Genomic DNA, 21,085 nt, shown 5'->3' on the forward strand with positions numbered 1-21,085 from the left:
CGGGTGTGCGACTAAGTGGTGACTCTCATGCTTACATTTTTATCCCCACAACCTCCGACCTGCTTTCCCACTTAATTTTTGGTGAGTATCTGATAATAAAGCTGGAATATCTAACTTTTCTGGACACCGAGGTAAACAGTCTCCGCACTCTGTACAGCGATCGCCTTTCATTCCAGGGAACCAGTGACCAGCATTTTCAAACATTCCGTAACGATATTGTCCATAGTCTTTCATGTCGTATGCCACTGCGAGATTACGTAACCGCAATATCTCTGGAATATTGATATTTTCTGGACAAGGCAAACAAGCATAACATTGGCTACATTTATCAGTTCCCAAAGCAAATTTTTGGTGATTTTCTAACCTCTGGAAAGCAGAAATTTCTGCTGATTTTAGCTCTCCATTATGGTCAGCAACTTGCAAAGGTTCTATTAATTCATCTGGGTTGGCTGGCCCTATACTTAAAGTATTAATACGGTTGTCAGCAAGTAAAAAACGATAGCTTAGTTCTAAGGGGGAATACGGCTGACACAAATCTTTTAGGGTTTGGGGTGGCGTATACAGCTTTCCCCCTTTGTCAGCAGGGGAAATAATGAAAATGCCCATATCTTTTTCGGCAGCTAGTTGAATTGCTGGTGCGTGCCGTTGAAAAAAATAGTAATAATGCAGATTGACAAACTCAAAAAAATCTATTTTGATAGCTGCCTCAATTAGCTCTAATGACCCGTGGCTGGAAAAACCCACGTGTCGCACTCGACCATCAGCAACAGCTTCTTCTACGGCTTGCATACAGCCATTTTTGGCTTGCACCCACTCCAAATGTTGCCAAGTGTTCAAGCCATGAACCCCTAAACAATCTAAATAATCTAGCTGTAATCGTTCTAGGGATTCATCGATGCACCGACGCATGGTGTCAGCATCTGCTGTAGCTGAGATTTTGGTAGTGATGTAAAGCTTCGTTCGGGGTACTGATAACCCAGCTTTTAATGCCCTACCAAGATACTCCTCGCTTTTGCCGTAACCTCTAGCAGTTTCTAGATGATTAATTCCTAGCGCTAAGGCTTGTTCAATGATCTGGTGAGCATTTTCAAAATCAGCCAGGTAGCGCATTGTTCCCAAGGAGAAAACCGAGAGGTGCAGATTCGTTTTGCCAAAGCGTCGGTATTGCATAAATTGAGTGCTGAGTAGTGAGTGCTGAGTAGAAAGACGATTAATATTGTCTGTACAAGAGTGAAAAGTAAAAAAAGAAAGAATAAAGAATTTACTTTTAAGATTCTCTATTCTTTCTCAGCACTCAGCACTCAGCACTCAGCACTTTTCTAGCTGTCGCCATTACCAAAGCGCTTGATCAAATCTTCAGGACGGAGATTAGAAATAAATTCACGGAAGGCTTGCTGTTCGGCTTCATCTGCATCGCGGTCAACAGGGATAGAAGCATCGGCAATCACTTCTTCCATTACCCAGATGGGGGTATTTGTACGGAGAGCAATGGCGATCGCATCGCTAGGACGTGCGTCAATTTCTTTTTTGACCTCGCCTTGCTGGACAATTAAAGCTGCATAAAATGTATCCTTTTGCAAGGAATGAATGATCACCTTTTCTAGAGTCATATTCCAAGTCTCTAAAAGATTCACAATCAGGTCGTGGGTTAAGGGTCTGGGAGGCTTTTGATTCTCCAGTGCGCCCATAATTGCCCTAGCCTGTTCCTGACCAATATAAATTGGCAAAGCCCGCCGATCTGAAGAATCTTTCAAAAGGACGATCGGGCTGCGGGTTATGGCATCTAATGCTATGCCAGCGACTTTCATTTCAATCATTGCCTAAGCCTCTACAATGCTTTGAGAGCCTTGGATGCCGTGTAACAAATAGTACCCTTTCTTAGGCGGTTTGGTGACAGTAATAAACATAAGCATTCGTTCTCTATAATTGCTTCTATTAAACTCCGAACTTGTGGTGAAAACCAGAGTAAGTCAAATTGGTCTTCTTAGACAATAACCTTCTTACCCAAGTATGCCTTGTGAAGGATGCTAATGTGTTAATATTCCTATACGAAAAAAAGTCAGAAAATATACTTGGATGTTCGACATTTCTGTGACAATTACCAATTCATTTCAGGCAAATTTAGGCAATAAATAGAGTTAGTTTGACAAAAAAGCCGTGTTTACAGGATTAATCCAAGCATTAGGAACGATAGAACCCTTGGGGGGCGATTCTTGGCAAATTACTTGTGTAAGCCATTCTGGTGAAGTAATTATGCAAGATTTGGCTTATGGTGACAGTGTTGCAGTAGATGGCGTTTGCTTGACAGTGGAAAAAGTTTTAAAAGACGGGTTTATCGCCACAGCTTCGCCGGAAACGCTACGCCGCACGACGTTGGGAGGTGAGCAAACGCAACAGAGATATGTCAATTTAGAAGCGTCGCTAAAGGTGGGCAGCAAAGTTGGCGGTCATTTTGTGATGGGTCATGTAGATGGCATCGGTCGATTGCTAGTGGCAGAACAAACGGCTAGTTCTTGGGAAATGACCTTTATTGCATCTGATGCGATCGCACGATACATTGTCCCCAAAGGTAGCATAGCTGTCAACGGCATCAGTCTCACAGTAGCCGCTTATGACTCAGAACTCTCTCAGTTCAAGGTGGCGGTAATTCCCCTCACATATAGCGAGACAAATCTTCGCTATTTGGTTGCTGGGAGTTTGGTGAATCTAGAAGGGGATATTCTCGGCAAATACGTCGAAAAATTCCTTTACTCTGGCAACCCAAACACCACAGCCCATGATGAAACAAGTTTAGATGGCATTACACCCGCATTCTTAGCAGAACACGGGTATTTGTAATTGGGAATTGGGAATGGGGAATGGGGAATGGGGCATTAGTATATTCTTCCCCTGCTTCCCCTGCTCCCCTGCCCCTCAGCTTCTTCTAGCTGCCTGGTTCTTGGCTTACCTGGGCGGTTTGCAAGCCTCTTACTAACTGGCTGAGGGCGCTTTGTAATTCCACGCCTGGGTCAGTAGCAACCCAACCGTTAGGTGTTAGGTGGCGGACTTCAAAGTGCAGGTGAGGGCCTGTGGATGCCCCGGTGCTGCCAACTCGGCCGATGAGAGTTCCAGGTTGTACCCATTGACCGGGTTGAACAAGGATTTCTGACATGTGACCGTAGAGAGTTTGTTCAGCAGATTTGTGATTGAGGATAACGGTTAAACCATAACCACCCATCCAGTTAGCAGTTTCGACTTGACCAGCTGCTGCTGCTAAAACTGGTGTTCCCGTAGGCGCACCTAAGTCTGTACCAGCATGGAAGCGTTGATTACCTGTAATTGGATGAACTCGCCAACCAAACAACGAGGTAATGGGAGCGGGTATAGACAAGGGATACATCATCCCCGTCCCATTATAGGCAACTGCCCCTGTGTAGGGAATTTGTGGCAATACCGATGCTAGTGAGAAGTCGTAAGCTACGTTACTTGGACGGGGTGCAATGTTGCCATCTGCCATTGGTGGCGGTAAAGTCCCGCCACTGGGTGCGATAGGAGTTGCACTCACTCTTGTGGGGCTGAACTCGCTGGGATTCGGGATAAATCGATTCGGGCGATATGCGGTCTTGGTGTCACCACTATAACCATTTTGAGTAGCACGCCATCTGCTGTTGTTGCCAGTCGTTGCAACTTGCCGCGCGGTTGTAACTACTGGCAATTGGGCGTTTTGACTTCTTCTTAGCCAATTAGGTGCTGCTTTTCCATTAGAATCAGCTACATTCCTTTGGGGTACTTTGGCGCAAACGCCGCCTAATACGCTTTGTCCTGAAGGCAAAATCGCTCGGCAACCACTAGAGCGTTCTGTGAGAATTACAGAATTTGGTGCTTGATAAGTACCTGTAGCACCACTGTCATAACTATTAGGATCAATATAGGCGTTATTATAATCCTTGGTTTTACCTGGCGTTGCACTAACAGAACTGTTGGAGTTATTCGATGGTTGAGCAACTTCTGGGAGTTTTTCAGGTGCATAGCGGACAGGGGTATTGGGTTTTTCCTGTCTCACCCTTGCAGGAGTAACCTGGGAGGTTTCTACTTTGGGTTTTGACTGTCTGATAATAACAACAGGTTCAGCAACTTCAATTTTGGGTGTAGACTGCCTAACTGGTTCTTTTGATTGAGCTACCTCTGGCTTGCGTAGTCTCTGTTTGAGTCTGGCTCGCCGTTGGGAAAATTCCGGTTGTGCTTGAACTGCTTCGGGTGCAACAGCCTGCTTTTTAACTAGATTTGGAACTACTGTTGGCTGGGAAGTTTCAACAGTGGGAACGATATTATCTACTTGTGTTTCCGTTTGGGCAAACACAAAGCCGCCGCTAAGGAGGCTGACGCTACTCAGCCAACAGAGGCTCTGAGCTGGTAGTGTTGAGGCAAAACGTTTTTTTGTTAGACCTTGCTGCCATAAATGCAAACGATGATGGGCAGAATTATTGCGCTGCGTCATTTGTTCTCTCAGTTGTGTGTAATTAGCCTAAAGAGATGATGCTAGTGGTTTGTCTTGCCCAAAGAGCGAAATTTTGAACAAACCTCAAATTTAAACGGAAGATTTATGGTACCCCAAACTGATTGTACCGGGTTCAATATAAATTTCCGGTGTAATTAGTTCCTTTGTATTGTATGTTTCTAAATCAACTCGTAAATTTCCTTGAGGTGTTACCCCAACTACAGTACCTAAAAGATTATTGACATAAACCCGATCGCCCATGTTTGTAAGCAAGTCTAGATAGCGAGATAAGAGTATGCTTACTCCTTCTTGTTGAAGGCACTCCATACCGGATTCTATTCCCAGTAAGACTGTAGAGGTGAGTATTTCCAGACAAGAGATTGGTCTGAAATCTTGGGAAGCTTGCCACGATTCCAGATTAATTCCAGTTTCGGGTACTGGATTTGTCCAGTTAATACCAACACCAATTACTGCTTGGGTGATTTGTCCTTTGTTTACTTTGGTTTCTGTCAAAATGCCGCCTAGTTTGCGACCATTTAAAACTAAATCATTGGGCCATTTTATCCCAACATCTATACCACACTGGCGCAATTGAGACGCAATTCCCCAAGCAGTAGCGAAAGTTAGCTGGTAGCTGTCAGTAGCCTCTATTTTGTGGTCGAAAGAAATCGCCACGGAAACATATAATCCCCCAACTGGAGAAATCCACTCGCGTCCCCATTGTCCCCGCCCAGCAGATTGCTGAGTTGCGATGACTACTGTTCCTGAAATAGCCCCTTGGTGGAGTAAGTTCCAGAGGGTTTGGTTTGTTGAGGAGACGCTTTCAAAAAAGTGGAGGGAAAATGGTAAATATGTATGCTTACGCCCTGCTTTCAAGGCTGATTCCAAGTTTTGCAGATTAAATCCCACAGCAGTTAACCCAAATTCCGTTGTTCAAGTTAGCATTGATTGGCTGATGAGTGATTTTTGTTTAGGTTTGGTTGAAGATGCACACTTGGCACTGGCGCAATTGGGAAGGACTGCCTTATCTAACTTGTAGTATTCTGGAACATTGGCATCACGGCTTCTTTACCCAGCAGTTTTGGCCGCGATCGCCACAAGTTATCACAGAAGTATTGCAACCAGAGGCATCAGTCTATCGCTTAAAGCAGGTTCATGGCAATACTGTTCTCACCCCCCAAGAAGTTGAAAGCTTCTTAAGCTCTGCTGAGGATGATTTAGCATCGGCAGATGGTTTAATGAGCCAGCAGCCTCTCCAAGCCGTTTGGGTAGCTAGTGCAGATTGTACACCCGTGCTAATTGGGGATGTGAAAACTGGACGGGTGGCAGCATTGCACGCGGGTTGGCGAGGAACTGCCAAGAAAATTGTGCCCCTAGCGATCGCTAGATTACAATCTCAAGGCAGCAAACTTGATGATTTACGCATTGCAATGGGCCCGGCGATCGCTGGTGAGGTTTACCAAGTCTCTATCGAAGTGGCTGCTGAAATTGGGGCTAGCATTATACCAGATGAAGACCAAGAAAAAATAGTAAGTGCATTACATGAGCTACCAAATTCACCCTTGCTGGAAGATCCTAATCCAGGAAAGGTAAGGTTGGATGTGCGGCGAGTGAATACCTTACAAATGGAAAACATGGGAATTAGTGCAGAACAAATTGCGATCGCACCTTATTGTACTTTCCAAACTCCAGAGCATTTCTTTTCTTACCGTCGAGAGCAAGAAAAAAAAGTTCAATGGTCAGGGATTGTTAGTGGCATCAAAATCAATATGATCTAGGGAACTAATTGCTAAGACTAAAATACTCACGGTAATTGCTAAAATGGCATAACTCGGTAGGGCGAAGATAGTTACTTTCATAAAGTAGGGTAGTTCCCCTGCTTTCACGTTCCAGCGATTTGCTAGAGAGCCGATGAGCCAGCCATGAATAACTGCTGTTTGCACTGCTAGACAGCAAACTCCTGTTAACCAAACAGACATTCTTTTCATAGAGAATGCACAATGCTTAATCTGATATAGCAAATCATTTAGCAAAAAAACAACCGCAGGTATTAACATCACAGTACTAGTTTGCTGTGAATAGTTAATGGCAATACTCAAGCAAGAAACTAGTACCATTTCTGCTAAGTATATTTCTTTTGACCAGGCTGTGAGAGATTGTTGTAGATACCAATACCAACCCACGAAACTCACAAGTATCAGAACAATAAAGTCTGACAATAGCTTGGCAAAGAATGGATTATTGGGTAATAATCTTGGGCCCACTACCATCAAATCTAGGCGAGTAATTGAAAGATAGGGACTATTCGATGGATCGTTAAGCCAAAGTGAAAATCCACGAGCCGTATCTGGTAGGTATTGTGTCAAAGAATTGCCCGTTAATGCTAGACCTAAAAATACTAGACAAGTTCCTGTGACAACAGATACAAAAACTAGAAAAAAGCGTCTTTTAAATAGAAAATATAGAATGAATAATGCAGCTAATGTTGGTTTACAAACGGCAATACCCAAGCAAAGTCCTGCTGGAATATCCTGATATTTTCTAGCCAAGATAAACATCCATAAGATGAGAACAGCAACGAAAATGGCAAGATTACCAACTTGAAGATCGCGAACTAAGCCATAAATTAAGGCAGCCGAGATTGTACAAATAGTTCTGAAAGCTGGCGATTTCGATTCTAGGAGGATGTTCGCTCCCCATAAGGCCAAGCCGATTGCTAATATATGCATCACAATCCAGATTGTAAATGCAGTATTGATCGGAAAATAACCGAGAAACCAGATAAGAGGAATAATATTAGGTGGATAGACAAATGGTGGAATAAATCCACACGTTTTAGTTAGGCTACAGAAACTTTGGTTAAAAATCTCGACATTAAAAGGACTCAAATGCTGATGAGCCAATTTACTCGCCACATAAAACCATTTAAAATCCCATAAAGGTGGATTTGGCTGATTTAGGGAATAAACTAGCCAACCTGTATAGCAGAGAAATCTTGTGACTACTAATACAACAACTGCTTGAATGATAAAGTTAACAATTGGTTGACGAAAAAATTGCATCAATCGTTGGATAACAGAAGATTTTAAGAATAAAGAATTTTTCCAGGCTACCTTCTCATCATCGTCTAGTCGCCAATTATTTTTCAGAACCAATGCAACTACAATTACTATAATTAGGTTCCAAAAACCAAAGTTTATCATCAGCAATGATCTCAAGAATTATTTCTGTATATCCTAGATAACATAACTGATATATTTTGTCATAAATGATGTTTGAGTATTTTTTATAATCAATTTATAAAAGTTTGAAAATTACCCATCTAGAATCTCCGCTATTTATGGCTGGAGAGTGTCAAATAAAAAACTTGGCTCAATAACTCGCGGTGCATTAATGCCCGATCTACTAAAGATTGTATTTGCTCTGCTGATAAAGGATCGCCATTAGCATAATGCTCCATCCAAGTTAGACTAATCAAATTAGGATCATCGGGTAAACTCGCCAAATCCCACCCAGGCATTTCTAAGTCTTCCATAAGACGATTTACCTTGGGGTCATAACTAAGAGCAAAGCAACGACAACCTTCAGCAGCAGCCATAATCAAGCTGTGTAGACGCATCCCAATTGCCATCTCCACGCCGCGAAACACACCTTTCAAAAGTTGTGGATCTTCCAGACATAAAATCTGGCTGACATCTTTAAGGTGGGGTTGAATAGCTTCGGCAATACTTAAATCTTCACTTTTTTGAAATGGCAGTAATAAAATAAAAGCCTGCGTAGCTTTTTGAAAGTCAACCAAAGCACGGGTTAAATTTGACAGACGGGTTTCGGTAAGCTGGGGATGCGATCGCAACGTTACCGCAACTCTCGGCGCAGGTAAATCCCAAAGTCCTGGTACTGGTTTAGATTCCAACGCCCAAACCGGGTCAGGAGCTATAATACAAGGAATTTCCCACTCAGATAATAAAGCAGCGCTGGCGCGATCCCGGACACTAACTTTGGTACAATTACCAAAGGTTTGCCGCGCTAACCAACGAGTTTGCGGACGTACCAACGGGCCAATACCCTGCGCCCAAGCAACAGTTTTCAAACCCATTTTCTGCGCCACTGCCATCATTCCCCCATAATAAAAGGGGCTAATAGTGCTGGTAACATCTTGAATCAGACTCCCACCGCCCCAAATCAAGGCATCGCTTGAGCGTAAAGCTTGCAGTACAGCTAAGGGAGCCATGCGATCGTAAGTTTCTACATTGTAGCGATCGCGCGTTTCCTCTGGATTTCCCGAAAGTACCACAGGCGTTACGTGAGATGGTAACATTTGCAAGAGCGTTGCTAACAAAGCTTCGTCACCACCATTACCTTTACCGTAATACCCAGACAATAACGCCCGCATCTTGACCATTTTGGATTTTAGATTTTGGATTTTAGATTAACAACTTTTTTTAAAACGTTGATGCCATCCTGCCAACAAAAGATGAATTTTATTGTAGGAAAATAGTGACATAGAAAAACAAAAAGATTAATACTATTGATTCTTAACTCCAGTACAGACGCTAAATTCAGCGTCTTTAATTCCTAACTTATAACTCCTAACTTTCTTATGCACACCCTATCGATTCCCACCTGGATTATTCATATTTCTAGCGTTATAGAGTGGATTGTTGCCATTTGGTTAATCTGGACTTACGGCGAACTCACTAATAACCGCAATTGGTGGGGATTGTCCCTTGCTATGTTACCAGCTTTAGTTAGCGCTATGTGTGCTTGTACCTGGCATTATTTTGACAACGCCGAATCTCTGGAATGGCTGGTAACACTTCAAGCTACCATGACCTTAGTTGGTAATTTTACGCTTTGGGCAGCAGCATTTTTGATTTGGCGTTCCACCAAATCTTCTGACACTGTTGAACCAGAATCTATCAAATTAGAGCCATGATTTCTAAAGAAACCCTGTTTGCACTTTCACTGTTTCCCTATTTGGGTTTCTTGTGGTTTATCAGCCGGAGTCCACAAATGCCGCGTTTAGCGCTGTATGGATTTTACGGTACTCTCGTTTTTGTTGCGATCACCATCCCAGCCGGAATTTATGCTGTATTGCATTATGGCAAGTCTTTGGCCAATGTAGATTGGTTGCACGGTGGTGCAGAATTATTTTTGACTCTTTCTAACATCTTGCTTGTGCTAGGTTTTGGACAAGCTGTAAGGCAATTACAAATCAAAAATCAAAAATAGAAACCCCAGCGATAGCTAGAGTTTTGATTGCATTGAGTTATGAGGGAGAAGTAAATGGATGTAATTCCAGCGATTGATTTACTAGAAGGTCGATGTGTGCGACTGTATCAGGGAGACTACGATCGCTCGCAAGTTTTTAGCGAAAATCCCGTTGATGTTGCCAAACAGTGGGTTGATCAGGGTGCTAATAGACTGCACATAGTTGATTTAGATGGTGCCAAAGCAGGTAAAGTAGTAAACCTGGGGGCAATTGAAGCGATCGCTCATGCGGTGTCAGTGCCCATTGAAATTGGTGGAGGATTGCGCGATCGCACCAGCGTGCAACAATTATTCAATCTAGGCATACAGTGGGCAATTCTCGGAACCATCGCCGTAGAACAACCCCAGCTAGTACAAGAACTGTGTGCAGAATTTCCTGGACAGATTATTATTGGCATTGATGCCCGTAATGGTCGAGTAGCAACTCGCGGTTGGTTAGAAACCTCAGAAGTTTTAGCAACCCAACTGGCTGTACAAATGCAAGAATTGGGTGCAGCCGCCATCATTTACACAGATATTCATCGAGATGGTACTCTCATCGGCCCCAATTTAGACGCTTTGCGAGAACTTGCGGCGGTAATTTCCATCCCGATAATTGCCTCTGGCGGTGTAAGTTCTCTCACCGATTTGTTGAGTTTGTTGGCGTTAGAACCTCAAGGCGTGACTGGCGTGATTGTCGGACGTGCTTTGTATACTGGGGATATTTTACTCAAAGAAGCATTACGAGCGGTCGGCCCTGGGCGGATTCAGGATATTCCACCCAATCTAGGTTTTTCTAGTTTTGCTTGACAACCCTTATTTCCAGGTAGGGGCAATTCATGAATTGCCCCTACCGCTTGTAATTTGCTAGATCAGTTTGTAATCGTTATCGTCTTATACTGCCTGTACCTACCTTCACCTTCTGAGATCCTTCGACAATTTGGTAAAGTTTGTCTTCAAGTTTTTGCATACATGCTGACCAATCAAATTCAAGTATGGAAGGGCGAGCGTGCCGAGTCATATCTGCCTTCAAATCGGGATTCTCTAGAATCGTAATCACCTTCTGAGCAAAGTCTGTGGGGTTGTTAGGTTGGGCAAGAAAGCCATTACGACCAGGAAAGACCTGTTCTGATGTTGAGGGTGCAAAAACGGCAACTAAAGGGGTTCCAGATGCTAGGGCTTCGTTATTTGTAGTGCAGAAGTTTTCAGTGACGGAGGGGTTGACAAAAATATCTGCTCTAGCAAACCAGCCTAAAAGTTCTGTACCGTGGGATTCGCCCCATATAGTAATACCCGATCCAAATTTTTCGGCACGCTGACGAATTTCTTCATCTAGAGGGCCACTACCAACAATCACCAGATGAACATCAGGAATTTTGGCAGCTATGACTGGAAAGATATCAAGCAATTGGTTGACATTCTTTTCCGGGGTAATGCGTCCGACAAACAAAAGAGTTGGTCGGTTATCGTTAGGAATGGGATTGTAACAAATATTGCGCGGATGAAATTTCTCGCAATCGATGCCTTGATAAGGGACATATTCAGCGCGTTGGCATTTCAGTTCTTCGTATTTAGTGAGTTGTTCTTTAGAAGAAAAGTAATTGAAGTCATAAGACTCACTAAATTGCTTGACTAAAACGGGAATGATGGGGCGAACAAAGTTAAAGAATTTATCCCCAAAATAATATTTGATATACGCAACGATATCAGTATGGAAAAGTGAGATTATTGGTGTGCCTGTTCGTTTTGCGTATTCGACACCAATTGGACGACCATAACCTTGCAAGAAAAAAGAGTATAAACCTCTCATTTGTGCGGCTTCTTCAACCAAGATAATATCAGGTTTAAATTTCTCCAGCAACTTGGTATCACTCCAATGCCGATAATTTAACGGTTGAGGAAGAGACTTATAGAATAATAGGGGTTCTGTGGGAAATGCGTAAGCAGAGAAATTGGGAAAAGACTCAATTTCATTCAAACCTGGCATGGGGCGATCGCCAACATTTTTGGGGTAGCGATCGCTAATTTGCGGATGAACTAAAAAAACCTCATGTCCTTGCTCTAGCAACCAACGAACTCGTTGGTGAACAGCGACAGAAACACCAGTCAAGAAAGGAGCGTACAATCCTGTAAATAGTGCAATGCGAAGTTTTTGCTTAGTCATAATAAAGGGGAATCTTTCACGAAAATGCTGGTTTTCAATTTAGGATTTACGCAGCTTATGTTTCATGAACATTCTAATTTTCTAGTTCATAAATTCCCACTAATACGGTTAGACTAAGGATTTACGCATTTTCAAATAGCCGAAACTCTCAATTGTGAAATGGATGTTTATAAACCTGGATTCAACTATCAAAACATCCAAATTACTAAGTCAAAATTCCCCTTAATATATTTGTCTAAACCCTTGTCATTTATGCAAATACATTTTGATAATTAACAAGAAAAATCGTGTATTCTGACAAGGGTTATAACTAATATAGTTCTACTAAATATAAGATAATATAATTTGAAGACTAGGGAATGTTTAGTGTAATAACTTTCATGCCCTAGTTCATATTTAGCGATTTAATTCAAAGAGATACCTTGCCATCAATGGGCTGATCTAACCATTGATAAGGGCGATATTCCACTAGCCGGACATTCCAAGGCCCTTGAACTCGATAGGAGACACCGCGCCAAGTGACTGTTGAGATCCAAATGGATGATAGCATCGCTAGCCCATAAACCCACTGTGTTAGGGGAATCCCAATCAACATTTTGATGATTGTAGCACCTGATAATTTTGCATAGACGTGTAATGGCTTGTCAATAGACATCCCCTGGTCATTAGAGCGAACCACTCGCTGTACCTCTAATTCCAACACGAGCATGATCAAAAGTAGTCCGACAGTATAGACACTGTAGCAGCCTAATAAGACAACCGCAGCTTCCCATTTTGCCTGTAAGAAGGACTCTAAAACTAAAATGATCAGTGCAGTAGGAAACAAAATACTAGAAACAGCTTCACTAACTAAAGCTAACCAACGTGGGTGATACAGTCGAGAATAAAGTATCAGGCGCTTAAGATAGTCGATTAAGTTGGATAAATCAGTCTCTTCACGATTGACAATTAGCAGCGAAGGCACAAACTTTACCTGAAACCCATGTTTTTTGAGGATGTCGTGCATCATAAAATCTTCGCCTAAAGCTTGTCCCCACTTATCTAGCAGTTCTGTTTGGCGAAGTACTTCTGTTTTCACAGCCAAACTCCCACCCCAAGGAATCTGGAAGATAAACATCTGCACAACTGTGGATACATTGCCGATGTACCGCACTAAAGATCCCCAATACCTACCTGTAGGTACGTACCAACGATTACCTGTTGTCGCCCCTACTTTAGCATCACCTAAAGGACTAACTAATTCTCGCAGCCAATTCACATGGACTATAGTATCAGCATCTACTAAGGCAACCACCTTGTAGGAATCATCCAACTCACGGACAGCTTGAACTAAGGAACTACATTTGAGACTACAATTGTTGCGTACTATTCTCAAAGGGCTAATTTGAACGTTGGTCGCTTCTTGCTCTGTGATGCTTTCACTGGCAATTTTCCAAGCGGGGTCTTCATGACTATCAACGATCAATTTTAAATCATAGTGTGGATAGTTTTGGTTCAGGAGCGATCGCAAACATCTAGGCAAAAACGGATCGGCTCCGCGTAAGCAAAGAATCACTGCTGTCTTGGGTAACTGATCATCTGGTAATAAGTTTTTTTTAGATGAGCGCAGATACCATATAAAGACAAGCGTTAAACACACCTGAATAACCAACCAACCCATCAAAGACTTAGACAGAAATATTGCCAAATCTTCCATTAAATTTTTAGTCTCCGGTGAATTAGGGGTTGGGGATTGGGGATTGGGGACTAGGGATTAGGAATTGGGGACTTGGGATTAGGGATTAGCGATTGAAAATCAGAAGTATCTCCTAGAGAATGAGTCCGCAGTACCAAGTACCAAGTACCCAGTCCCCAGTCCCCAATAGCCTTTATGAATCCAGCGAATATTTCATGATAATGTTGACTGTTGTATTTTTATTTACAACAAAACTGGCATCACGAAACTTTGGTGTACCTGTTTGTATTGACACAGTTGGGTTTTTGGAAATTCCAAAACCTTCTGTGGGAATACCAAAAAAGTCTTTATTGAGTTTGCGATCGCCATTTTGATCGTCAACAACGGCGACAGCATAAGTTCCAGGCTTCAAACCGGAGAAATCTTTTTTAACAGAATTGCCAGTAATCTTAGCGCAGCCACTTTGAGATCCCTTAGAATTACTCATTGGAAATCCTTGTTCAGTTGCATAAACTCGGAAGCAAATCTCACCTTTTTTGTGTTGTATGCCATTCACTACAACACTTAATGTTGTAGTTGGTTCTGCATTCACTGTTTTAGCAAAGCTGATGCTCATTAAAGTAGCAAGTAAAACATGAGATAAATGAGATAGTTTCAGCATAGTTTTGTAGTGAAAAATAGGTGATTTTGTGGCTAAAAAAAACTGTACTTACCAGCTTTTATTTTTAAGCTGGTTTGTGAAATGAATGATTTGATCTTTTTTGATTGATGCTGTCTGCCAACTTTTCCAAAATACTTGTAGCACTCTTAGTAAATCTTTCAGCAAAAGATATTCTGCCCCTTTTAACTGCTGATGTAGGCTTCTATAACAACAAAGCTGCTCATTAAAACTTAGGGGACTACGCCATATAGAGAGTAGATACTCCCAGATTATTCTCCAATGTGGCAATAAAATTTGTCCTTTCTTTGCTGAATCAAACCACACTGCATAAGCATAGAAATCAGGTAGCATACTCAATGAGGTTTTTTTAGTGTTGTTAGCAAACAACAAATAATTAGGGAAATACATACTCATTGATTGTTGCGGATGGCTTCTCGCAAAAAACAGGTATTCAGGGATTTCATAAAACCTGCCAAGAATACCAAGTCTTAACAAGAGAATTCCATCTGCATTACCGTAACCACCCATAGGCGGTATCATTTTCAGGGCACTAGTGCGAATTACTCCGTAACATTGATAACATAAATGTTTCGTCAGTAACTCATGAAAACGCTCGTGTGCTTTTAGTGCATCTGCCTTAAGTTTTATCTCGTAATTTTGGAGAAAATTACCCTGTTCATCAATGAAATATGTCTGGGAGTGACACAAGACTATGCTAGGGTCTTGGTCAAGTACCTCAACACACTTCTTGATAAAATCTGGAGCATGTAGATCATCATAAGCTGCCCATTTAAAGTACTCACCCGAAGACAATTTAAAGACGCGATTGAAGTTACGAGCGCAACCGATATTCTTGTCATTGCGGTAGTAACAGATACGTTGGTCTTTGTCGGCATAAGCTCTACAAATTTCCTCAGTTTTATCTGTAGATGCATTATCTGAAATAATTAGCTCAAAATCTTCAAAAGTTTGAGCCAAGAGTGAATCTATGGCTTCTTTGATAAATTTTTCGCCATTGTATACAGGTAATCCGATGCTCAATCGTGGCTGATTGCTACTCATAACAAGTATTCGGAAAATCTGTGGATTATTTTATGCTCAATTGCAGATAATTGTTAGGCAGATGCAACGTAGGAATTGAGAATTCAGAAGCCAGAAGTCAGAATCCAGAATAATTTGATACTTAAGCTTAATTTTAATAAAATCAATAAACCGTGCTATTGCCTATTGATTTTATAATTATCCTGAATTATGACTCCTGAATTCTTAAAATCTGTTGACTATTTAATCAAGCTTTGAATATCTGTTTTTTGCAGCCATTCATGTGTTCGCTGCATTCCTTCTTCTAGGTCAATTGTCGGTTTATAATTCAACAGGCTTTGTGCTTTGACAATAGAACAAGCATAAGGACGAGTCATAAAATCTATAGACTCTGGTAGGATATCAACTTTTTTTCGAAAAAGTTTTTGTCCTTGAACACGTAGTTTTAGAAACAACTTGATTTCATCTTTCGGTAATGAAAGGGGTGCTGATAAACCTTCCATTGCTGCTAAACGCATAAAATACTCTTTCCACGAAGTTTCTTGTCCGTCGGTGATATTAAATATTTCACCGTAGGTTTCTTTTTCTATCGCTAGAAAGATGCCATCAATCAGATTATCTATGTATACATGATTGATTACTCCTTTGCCATCATTTGCACAGGCAAATAATTTTTGACGCATCATCAGAACCGGTCTGACTATCCAGGGTATACTTCCTGGGCCATAAACATCTCCGGCTCGAATAACGATGATGCCAAAATCTGGAGAATTATTCAGTTCTAAAACTGCTGTTTCTGCTTCTATTTTTGTTTCACAGTAAGGATTATTTTCGCCCGAAAGTGGCCCGGATTCTGTAACACCATTGGGATAGTTGAAACCGTAAACCATTACACTAGAAAGATGCACAAATGTTTTGACACCAGCCTGTTTAGCGGCTTTAGCCATGTTGACAGTAACGCCAACATTGACATCACGAAAATTCTTAATTGCGCCAGCTTCTTCGGCAAGTTGCTCTGTATGTAAAACGATATCTACTCCCTGACAAGCCTTTTGAGCAATAGTAGAATCGGTGATACTACCAATAATTATCTCAACACCTAAATTCTGTAATTGTTTGTTTTGTTCTGTAGAACTTTTCAGTCCACGAACCTTCATTCCTTGTGCTATGGCTAACTCGGCTGTACGCAAACCGACAAATTCATCAATTCCCGTAATTAGCAAGGTTTTGTCTTTGAGGTTCATAAAATCGAAATTATTGTTAAATGAGTGAATTTGAGTTGTTAGATAAAAAGCTGAAAATTTATACCAAATTTAAATTCCGGTAAAGACTTTTAATCTAAAATTGGTATAAAGAAGAATTTTTCTGTGGAGAGCCTGAACCAACGCTTAATTATTAGTCTATATCATGGCAAAATAATTTGATTATTTTGATGCACCAAATAGCTAAAAAATATCTCCCGGATCTGCGGAGCGGAGTTTGTTGATAGCAAGCGCTCCTGATGTTATACACATTAGAACTGTTGAAGTTAAGACAATCACTGCATTATTAGTAGTCATAACTATTGGTAGTTTAGTTGCTTCTGCGGCAAAACTATATAACAATACAGAAGTAATGAATCCTGGGATATAACCTAAGATTGCCAAAATCAAAGCTTGCTGAAATACCACATTCAATAAATAGCTATTGGCATAACCTATGGCTTTCAACGTGGCGTAAGCAACGAACTGAGTTGCAATATTGCTGTAAAGAATTTGATAAACAATAACTACTCCAACAACCGCAGCCATTGTCAACATCAAGTTAAGAATAAAACCAATAGGTGTTCTGACAGCCCAGTATTGTTTCTCAAAATCAATAAAGCCTTGGCGTGTAAAAACTTGGACATCATTAGGCAAATTTGCTCGTAAATTTTTCAGTACGTTTTCGGCATTAGTACCAGGTTTGAGGGAAATCAAACCGATATCTATCATATCTGCCGGACGAGTATTGGGATTTATCCTCAAAAAAGTTGAGTCACTAACAAGTAAATTTCCGTCTACCCCAAACGAAGGGCCTAATGTGAATAAACCACCTATTCTCACTCTATAGCCAATTAATGAACTATAGGGAAATATTTCAATTGTCTGTGCAGTCTCTCCCGCATTAAATTTTTCAGCTATTGGGCCAAACTCTGGGCGAGAACCACGGTCAAAAAGCACAACATCAGGAATTTTGAGTTTATCTAAATTTTTCTCAACTTCTGGGAGATTCATTACCGGTCTACCTGGATCGAAACCAATAACATATATTGAATATTTCTCACTAGTAGCCGGATTTTTTAGTTTGGCAAATTGCAAATACATGGGGCTAACTGACTCTACGCCATCAAACCCCAGGGATTGGTACAAACGAGTGCGTGAAAAACTTTGATTTGAGGTCAAAGATTTATATTGCGAACTCACTAAAAATAAATCTCCTTTGAGATTCTGATGCACAGCAGTTGCACTGGAATAAAGAGCATCTTGAAAACCAAGTTGCACAAACATTAGCAGCACAATAAAACCAATCCCGGCTACAGCTACTAGTAAACGAACTTTTTGCTGCGCTAACTGTAGCCATCCTAAAGGAATTTTGAAATTCATGGATTTATTTATCATTTGTCATTTGTCATTTGTCATTTGTCATTTGTGAATGACCAATGCCCTATGCCCCATGCCCTATGACTAAATATGAATGGCGACATCCACTTGTAAGTTAGTTAAACGAGCGACCTTTTCACTATCTGCGGGATTATCGATGGAGATTTTCACTTCAATTATTCTGCGGTCTGTATCTGAACCAGGGTTGATGCTGAAGATGTTTTGCTTGTCAACTTGCCAACCAATCTCTTTTACAGTTCCTTTTATTGTTCCAGTAAATGCAGTGCTGGTAATTGTGGCTTTTTGTCCTACACGCACTTTTTGAACATCGGTTTGATACACCTCTGCAATCACATACATTTGAGATGTCTTACCTATTTCAGCAAATCCTCTACTGGTGCTGATAACTTCTCCGGTTTTGGCGTGAATTTTCAAAATTTTGCCATTTATGGGAGATTTGATGTAACTTAAATCCAAGTCGGCTTTTGCTTGTTGAACAGAAGTTGTGGCACTGTTGACTTCGGTTTGCGCGACTTGAACATCTACACTACGCACTTCGCTAATACTGGTGAGTTGTGCTTGTGCTTGCTTTTTCTGTTCTTGAAATGTGTCTTGAGTGCGTTTGAGGGTGGCTTGGGCTTCTGATAACTGCTGTTGTGTGGTCTTGAGTTGCAAAGCTTTGGTATCTGCTACGGAAGCAGCGATCGCACCTTGTTTATATAATTGCTGATAGCGATTGTTCTCAGCTTGAGCATTATCTACCTCAGCCTGAATGCGGGCGATTGTCGCCTCTTGAGTTGCAACATCCCCTTTATATTGTGGCTCTAAACGGGCGATCGCTGCCTTTTGAGCATCGATATCTCCGGTTTTAGCTCCAGATTTAACCTGCGCTAATTTAGCTTTGGCAACTTGCAGTTGGTCTAAAGCTTGTTGCAATGCGGTTCTAGAACGACCATAATTTTCTAAATAAGCCAGTAATTGCCCTGCTTTAACCGCCTCTCCTTCTTTCACCAACAGTCTATCTACTCTCACCCCATTATTAGAAGCAGGAGCAGTCAAAGAAGTAACTTCGCCTTCTGGCTCCAAACGTCCCAAAGCGGTTACAGCAACTTTTACAGGCGTGGCAGCTTTGGGAGGATTCGCTGCTGGTGTCACAACTTTAGGTTTAGACCAAAATGGTACCAAACTATAAAAAGCTATTAATCCGGCTGCTAAAGTTAGAGAAGCTGCTAAAATTAATTGCGATCTACCTACGGGTTTTGTAAATAATCGGTTTTCTTTATTTACTGCCATCTTTTCATTCCAATTCTGCTTTTTTAGGGGATAGCCTGGTTATATTTAGTCCATTAGAATAGACTCATCCACAAATTACTTAGAGGGCTTTTCCTCCAAGGTTTCTACCTTAATCAAGTGGATGTATCTAAAGTGGTTTTATATGAATTGTTGTACGCTTTTACCGCCCAAAATTACTATTGTGGCGTGAAAATTAATGGTGGTGTTACTTCAAAGCTTCCTAAGTTATATCCTAATTTGACATCTAATCCAGTAGCTTAAAATACAATAGCGCTAACCAGAAAACTTAACTCTCAAGAACAAGGAAGCGCCAATAAAAATGAAATCAAAACTTGGATAAACTTGTTATTAACTATGGCGTAGAAATTGATTTTTGTCAACCGATTGACTTTGCATAAGTCCTGATTCTCTCACTAAAATATTTGTTCACAGTCAGATTAAATTCTGAAAAAATGTATTCATCCCTAATCTCTTATCTGCTAATTGAATACCAACAGATAGTTAGTGATTAAGTAGATTTGATATTACTAACAGATTCTTGTTAACAGGGTTGTGTAGTATAAGACATTATTATTGGTTTGACTCATAGCAATTAAAGGGCGCTTAGAAACCTCACCTACACAAGACTTTACCCACCTCCGTGGGTTTTAAATACCCAATTTTTATTAGGAGTGGTCTACCCTGCGGGAACGCCAAGAGTGGAATGTTTGTGTAGCCGCGTACTCCTACGGTGAAGCAAGCAAGCTACATACAGTGTGGCGTAGGCATCCCATTCGCTCTGGTTTTCTAACCGCCTTTTTAACTAATGCAATCATGATTATGTTTATCAAGCAACATAGTAAAAATTAATATTTGCTTTATAAATAACCACTTTAATTTTTAACTTGACTTATATTGAAAAATAACCAGAAATTTTGACTAAATTATGATGTTTCTCTGAGAAAACATACTTATGGTTATCCAATTTATCTATGTATTTCTTGAATTGTTACTTAGTAGACAACAGATTTGCATTGTTAACTTAATTCACAGAAAACTTCTATCTAACCCGTAGACAACAAAATCTCTAACACATTTATACAGTCACAAATTATACTTAAGTTCTGAATTTTATTCAAATTAACATCAGTAATTGTGGATGTTTCTTTATAAAATAACTTTAAAGAAATGATTTAGTTTCTGTAAAGTATGTTAGTGTTTTTATTAATTCAATGCTTTAAAGTGGTTAGACAAACTAGTTATTTAATTGAGATTTTGAAATTAAAAATAACTAAAGATAACTGCTTCTCTATCATCGTCTGCTCGTTTCATTACTTTTTCGACTTGCATAAATTCGGGTTAAAGGTGGTGTCTTTTGTGTAACGAACTTGTCAACTTTCCTAGTTCAAATAGCATAAAATACATTATCCCGAACGTTGAAATTGGCTATGACTTTAGAGATACAGAACGTTGTCATTAACAACAGCTATGTTGCTGTGGTTAGGCTAGATAATCAAAAGCTTTCGGGTGAAAAAACATTTCTGTTCTCTTAGCTACTCCTCAGTTTCCATCACTCCAGTAGGATACCATTACTCAAAATCTCTACCATTACAAATGGATTAAATTCACTGGTCAAGCAGCTATTACACTCCAAGACTATTTTACCAGTTTTAACAACGTTATTGACCTATTGCCACAATTTCAAGAGTCTAGCGTTGGATAACATTTTTTCGCGATGTCTACGACGGGCTACGCCTACGCAGTGTGCCAAAGTTGCCTGGAAACATAAGGCTTTACCCTGGCAGTATGTGTCGTGTGGTGTTGATTTGGAAACAAGCATTTAGCGGAGATAGGATAGCTAGCTGCTTATAAAACCAGAGTTTTTGATTATTAGTAGGCAACAGAAATTACTGTAGCTACACAA

General features: G+C 40.7%; 18 protein-coding genes and 1 pseudogene. 6 read left to right on the forward strand and 13 right to left on the reverse strand.

Translation table 11 applies throughout. From position 1 onward, the window contains the following. Positions 1-39 precede the first annotated feature (39 nt). Complete coding sequence (locus tag IQ274_RS13550; protein ID WP_163934353.1) at positions 40-1,170, reverse strand: aldo/keto reductase; 1,131 nt, start codon at positions 1,168-1,170, stop codon at positions 40-42. A gap of 149 nt (positions 1,171-1,319) precedes the next feature. Then, on the reverse strand, positions 1,320-1,817 hold the full coding sequence (locus IQ274_RS13555; RefSeq protein WP_012406891.1) for a bifunctional nuclease family protein: 498 nt from the start codon (positions 1,815-1,817) through the stop codon (positions 1,320-1,322). A gap of 340 nt (positions 1,818-2,157) precedes the next feature. On the opposite strand from IQ274_RS13555, the gene IQ274_RS13560 reads away from it, so the two are divergent. After that, positions 2,158-2,838 carry a riboflavin synthase gene (locus IQ274_RS13560; protein WP_163934347.1) on the forward strand — a complete coding sequence of 227 codons (681 nt, stop codon included), beginning with the start codon at positions 2,158-2,160 and terminating at the stop codon, positions 2,836-2,838. Between the two features lie 85 nt (positions 2,839-2,923). Here the strand turns inward: IQ274_RS13560 and IQ274_RS13565 are convergent, their stop codons facing one another. Continuing rightward, positions 2,924-4,477 carry a M23 family metallopeptidase gene (locus IQ274_RS13565; RefSeq protein WP_194142558.1) on the reverse strand — a complete coding sequence of 518 codons (1,554 nt, stop codon included), beginning with the start codon at positions 4,475-4,477 and terminating at the stop codon, positions 2,924-2,926. A gap of 90 nt (positions 4,478-4,567) precedes the next feature. Further along, a complete protein-coding gene (locus tag IQ274_RS13570; protein WP_163934341.1) occupies positions 4,568-5,386 on the reverse strand; it encodes a biotin--[acetyl-CoA-carboxylase] ligase in 819 nt (272 codons plus the stop codon). Positions 5,387-5,463: 77 nt separating this feature from the next. On the opposite strand from IQ274_RS13570, the gene pgeF reads away from it, so the two are divergent. Beyond that, positions 5,464-6,255, forward strand: a complete 792-nt coding sequence (pgeF, locus tag IQ274_RS13575; RefSeq protein ID WP_194142559.1) for a peptidoglycan editing factor PgeF — start codon at positions 5,464-5,466, stop codon at positions 6,253-6,255. Here pgeF and IQ274_RS13580 read toward each other — a convergent pair. Both IQ274_RS13580 and csaB read right to left on the reverse strand, forming a co-directional pair. Beyond that, entirely contained in the window at positions 6,217-7,680 is a 1,464-nt protein-coding gene (locus tag IQ274_RS13580; protein WP_194142560.1) for a glycosyltransferase family 87 protein, read from the reverse strand. The genes pgeF and IQ274_RS13580 overlap by 39 nt on opposite strands. 131 nt (positions 7,681-7,811) lie before the next feature. Continuing rightward, positions 7,812-8,870: a polysaccharide pyruvyl transferase CsaB gene (csaB, locus tag IQ274_RS13585; RefSeq protein WP_194142614.1), complete on the reverse strand. Its 1,059-nt coding sequence runs from the start codon at positions 8,868-8,870 to the stop codon at positions 7,812-7,814. Between the two features lie 207 nt (positions 8,871-9,077). Between csaB and IQ274_RS13590 the strand changes: the two genes are divergently transcribed. Genes IQ274_RS13590 through hisA form a run of 3 tightly spaced genes read left to right on the forward strand, consistent with a single transcriptional unit; the run spans position 9,078 to position 10,537 of the window. Beyond that, the gene (locus IQ274_RS13590; RefSeq protein ID WP_163934329.1) at positions 9,078-9,413 is read left to right on the forward strand and encodes a DUF2499 domain-containing protein; all 336 of its coding nucleotides are present in this window, start codon (positions 9,078-9,080) and stop codon (positions 9,411-9,413) included. Then, on the forward strand, positions 9,410-9,709 hold the full coding sequence (locus tag IQ274_RS13595; RefSeq protein ID WP_163934326.1) for a DUF3593 domain-containing protein: 300 nt from the start codon (positions 9,410-9,412) through the stop codon (positions 9,707-9,709). Before IQ274_RS13590 ends, IQ274_RS13595 begins: the two co-directional genes overlap by 4 nt. A gap of 54 nt (positions 9,710-9,763) precedes the next feature. After that, complete coding sequence (gene hisA, locus IQ274_RS13600; protein ID WP_194142561.1) at positions 9,764-10,537, forward strand: 1-(5-phosphoribosyl)-5-[(5-phosphoribosylamino)methylideneamino]imidazole-4-carboxamide isomerase; 774 nt, start codon at positions 9,764-9,766, stop codon at positions 10,535-10,537. A 76-nt stretch (positions 10,538-10,613) separates the two neighbouring features. Here the strand turns inward: hisA and IQ274_RS13605 are convergent, their stop codons facing one another. From IQ274_RS13605 to IQ274_RS13635, 7 genes are all read right to left on the reverse strand, one after another. After that, positions 10,614-11,891 (reverse strand): glycosyltransferase, encoded by a 1,278-nt coding sequence (locus tag IQ274_RS13605; RefSeq protein WP_163934320.1) that lies wholly within the window; start codon positions 11,889-11,891, stop codon positions 10,614-10,616. A gap of 409 nt (positions 11,892-12,300) precedes the next feature. Continuing rightward, a complete protein-coding gene (locus IQ274_RS13610; RefSeq protein ID WP_194142562.1) occupies positions 12,301-13,587 on the reverse strand; it encodes a glycosyltransferase in 1,287 nt (428 codons plus the stop codon). A gap of 172 nt (positions 13,588-13,759) precedes the next feature. After that, positions 13,760-14,227 (reverse strand): DUF2141 domain-containing protein, encoded by a 468-nt coding sequence (locus IQ274_RS13615; RefSeq protein WP_190934169.1) that lies wholly within the window; start codon positions 14,225-14,227, stop codon positions 13,760-13,762. A gap of 48 nt (positions 14,228-14,275) precedes the next feature. After that, positions 14,276-15,289 (reverse strand): glycosyltransferase family 2 protein, encoded by a 1,014-nt coding sequence (locus IQ274_RS13620; RefSeq protein WP_163938961.1) that lies wholly within the window; start codon positions 15,287-15,289, stop codon positions 14,276-14,278. A gap of 218 nt (positions 15,290-15,507) precedes the next feature. Further along, positions 15,508-16,512 carry an NAD-dependent epimerase/dehydratase family protein gene (locus IQ274_RS13625; RefSeq protein WP_194142563.1) on the reverse strand — a complete coding sequence of 335 codons (1,005 nt, stop codon included), beginning with the start codon at positions 16,510-16,512 and terminating at the stop codon, positions 15,508-15,510. A gap of 201 nt (positions 16,513-16,713) precedes the next feature. Next, a complete protein-coding gene (gene devC / locus IQ274_RS13630) occupies positions 16,714-17,892 on the reverse strand; it encodes an ABC transporter permease DevC (RefSeq protein ID WP_163938965.1) in 1,179 nt (392 codons plus the stop codon). 81 nt (positions 17,893-17,973) lie between these two features. After that, entirely contained in the window at positions 17,974-19,182 is a 1,209-nt protein-coding gene (locus tag IQ274_RS13635) for an ABC exporter membrane fusion protein (protein ID WP_163938957.1), read from the reverse strand. Positions 19,183-20,609: 1,427 nt separating this feature from the next. Between IQ274_RS13635 and IQ274_RS36520 the strand changes: the two are divergent. Beyond that, positions 20,610-20,884, forward strand: a pseudogene (locus tag IQ274_RS36520) (hypothetical protein). The last annotated feature ends 201 nt before the right edge of the window (positions 20,885-21,085 follow it).

Source organism: Nostoc sp. LEGE 12447, assembly GCF_015206985.1.
Lineage (GTDB): Bacteria > Cyanobacteriota > Cyanobacteriia > Cyanobacteriales > Nostocaceae > Nostoc.

Bases quoted from the DNA above. Each gene is read 5' to 3' on its own strand.
- IQ274_RS13550 (WP_163934353.1), bottom strand. From the start codon at position 1,170: ATGCAATACCGACGCTTTGGCAAAACGAATCTGCACCTCTCGGTTTTC.
- IQ274_RS13555 (WP_012406891.1), bottom strand. From the start codon at position 1,817: ATGATTGAAATGAAAGTCGCTGGCATAGCATTAGATGCCATAACCCGC.
- IQ274_RS13565 (WP_194142558.1), bottom strand. From the start codon at position 4,477: ATGACGCAGCGCAATAATTCTGCCCATCATCGTTTGCATTTATGGCAG.
- pgeF (WP_194142559.1), top strand. From the start codon at position 5,464: ATGCACACTTGGCACTGGCGCAATTGGGAAGGACTGCCTTATCTAACT.
- IQ274_RS13580 (WP_194142560.1), bottom strand. From the start codon at position 7,680: ATGATAAACTTTGGTTTTTGGAACCTAATTATAGTAATTGTAGTTGCA.
- csaB (WP_194142614.1), bottom strand. From the start codon at position 8,870: ATGCGGGCGTTATTGTCTGGGTATTACGGTAAAGGTAATGGTGGTGAC.
- IQ274_RS13590 (WP_163934329.1), top strand. From the start codon at position 9,078: ATGCACACCCTATCGATTCCCACCTGGATTATTCATATTTCTAGCGTT.
- IQ274_RS13595 (WP_163934326.1), top strand. From the start codon at position 9,410: ATGATTTCTAAAGAAACCCTGTTTGCACTTTCACTGTTTCCCTATTTG.
- hisA (WP_194142561.1), top strand. From the start codon at position 9,764: ATGGATGTAATTCCAGCGATTGATTTACTAGAAGGTCGATGTGTGCGA.
- IQ274_RS13605 (WP_163934320.1), bottom strand. From the start codon at position 11,891: ATGACTAAGCAAAAACTTCGCATTGCACTATTTACAGGATTGTACGCT.
- IQ274_RS13610 (WP_194142562.1), bottom strand. From the start codon at position 13,587: ATGGAAGATTTGGCAATATTTCTGTCTAAGTCTTTGATGGGTTGGTTG.
- IQ274_RS13615 (WP_190934169.1), bottom strand. From the start codon at position 14,227: ATGCTGAAACTATCTCATTTATCTCATGTTTTACTTGCTACTTTAATG.
- IQ274_RS13620 (WP_163938961.1), bottom strand. From the start codon at position 15,289: ATGAGTAGCAATCAGCCACGATTGAGCATCGGATTACCTGTATACAAT.
- IQ274_RS13625 (WP_194142563.1), bottom strand. From the start codon at position 16,512: ATGAACCTCAAAGACAAAACCTTGCTAATTACGGGAATTGATGAATTT.
- devC (WP_163938965.1), bottom strand. From the start codon at position 17,892: ATGAATTTCAAAATTCCTTTAGGATGGCTACAGTTAGCGCAGCAAAAA.
- IQ274_RS13635 (WP_163938957.1), bottom strand. From the start codon at position 19,182: ATGGCAGTAAATAAAGAAAACCGATTATTTACAAAACCCGTAGGTAGA.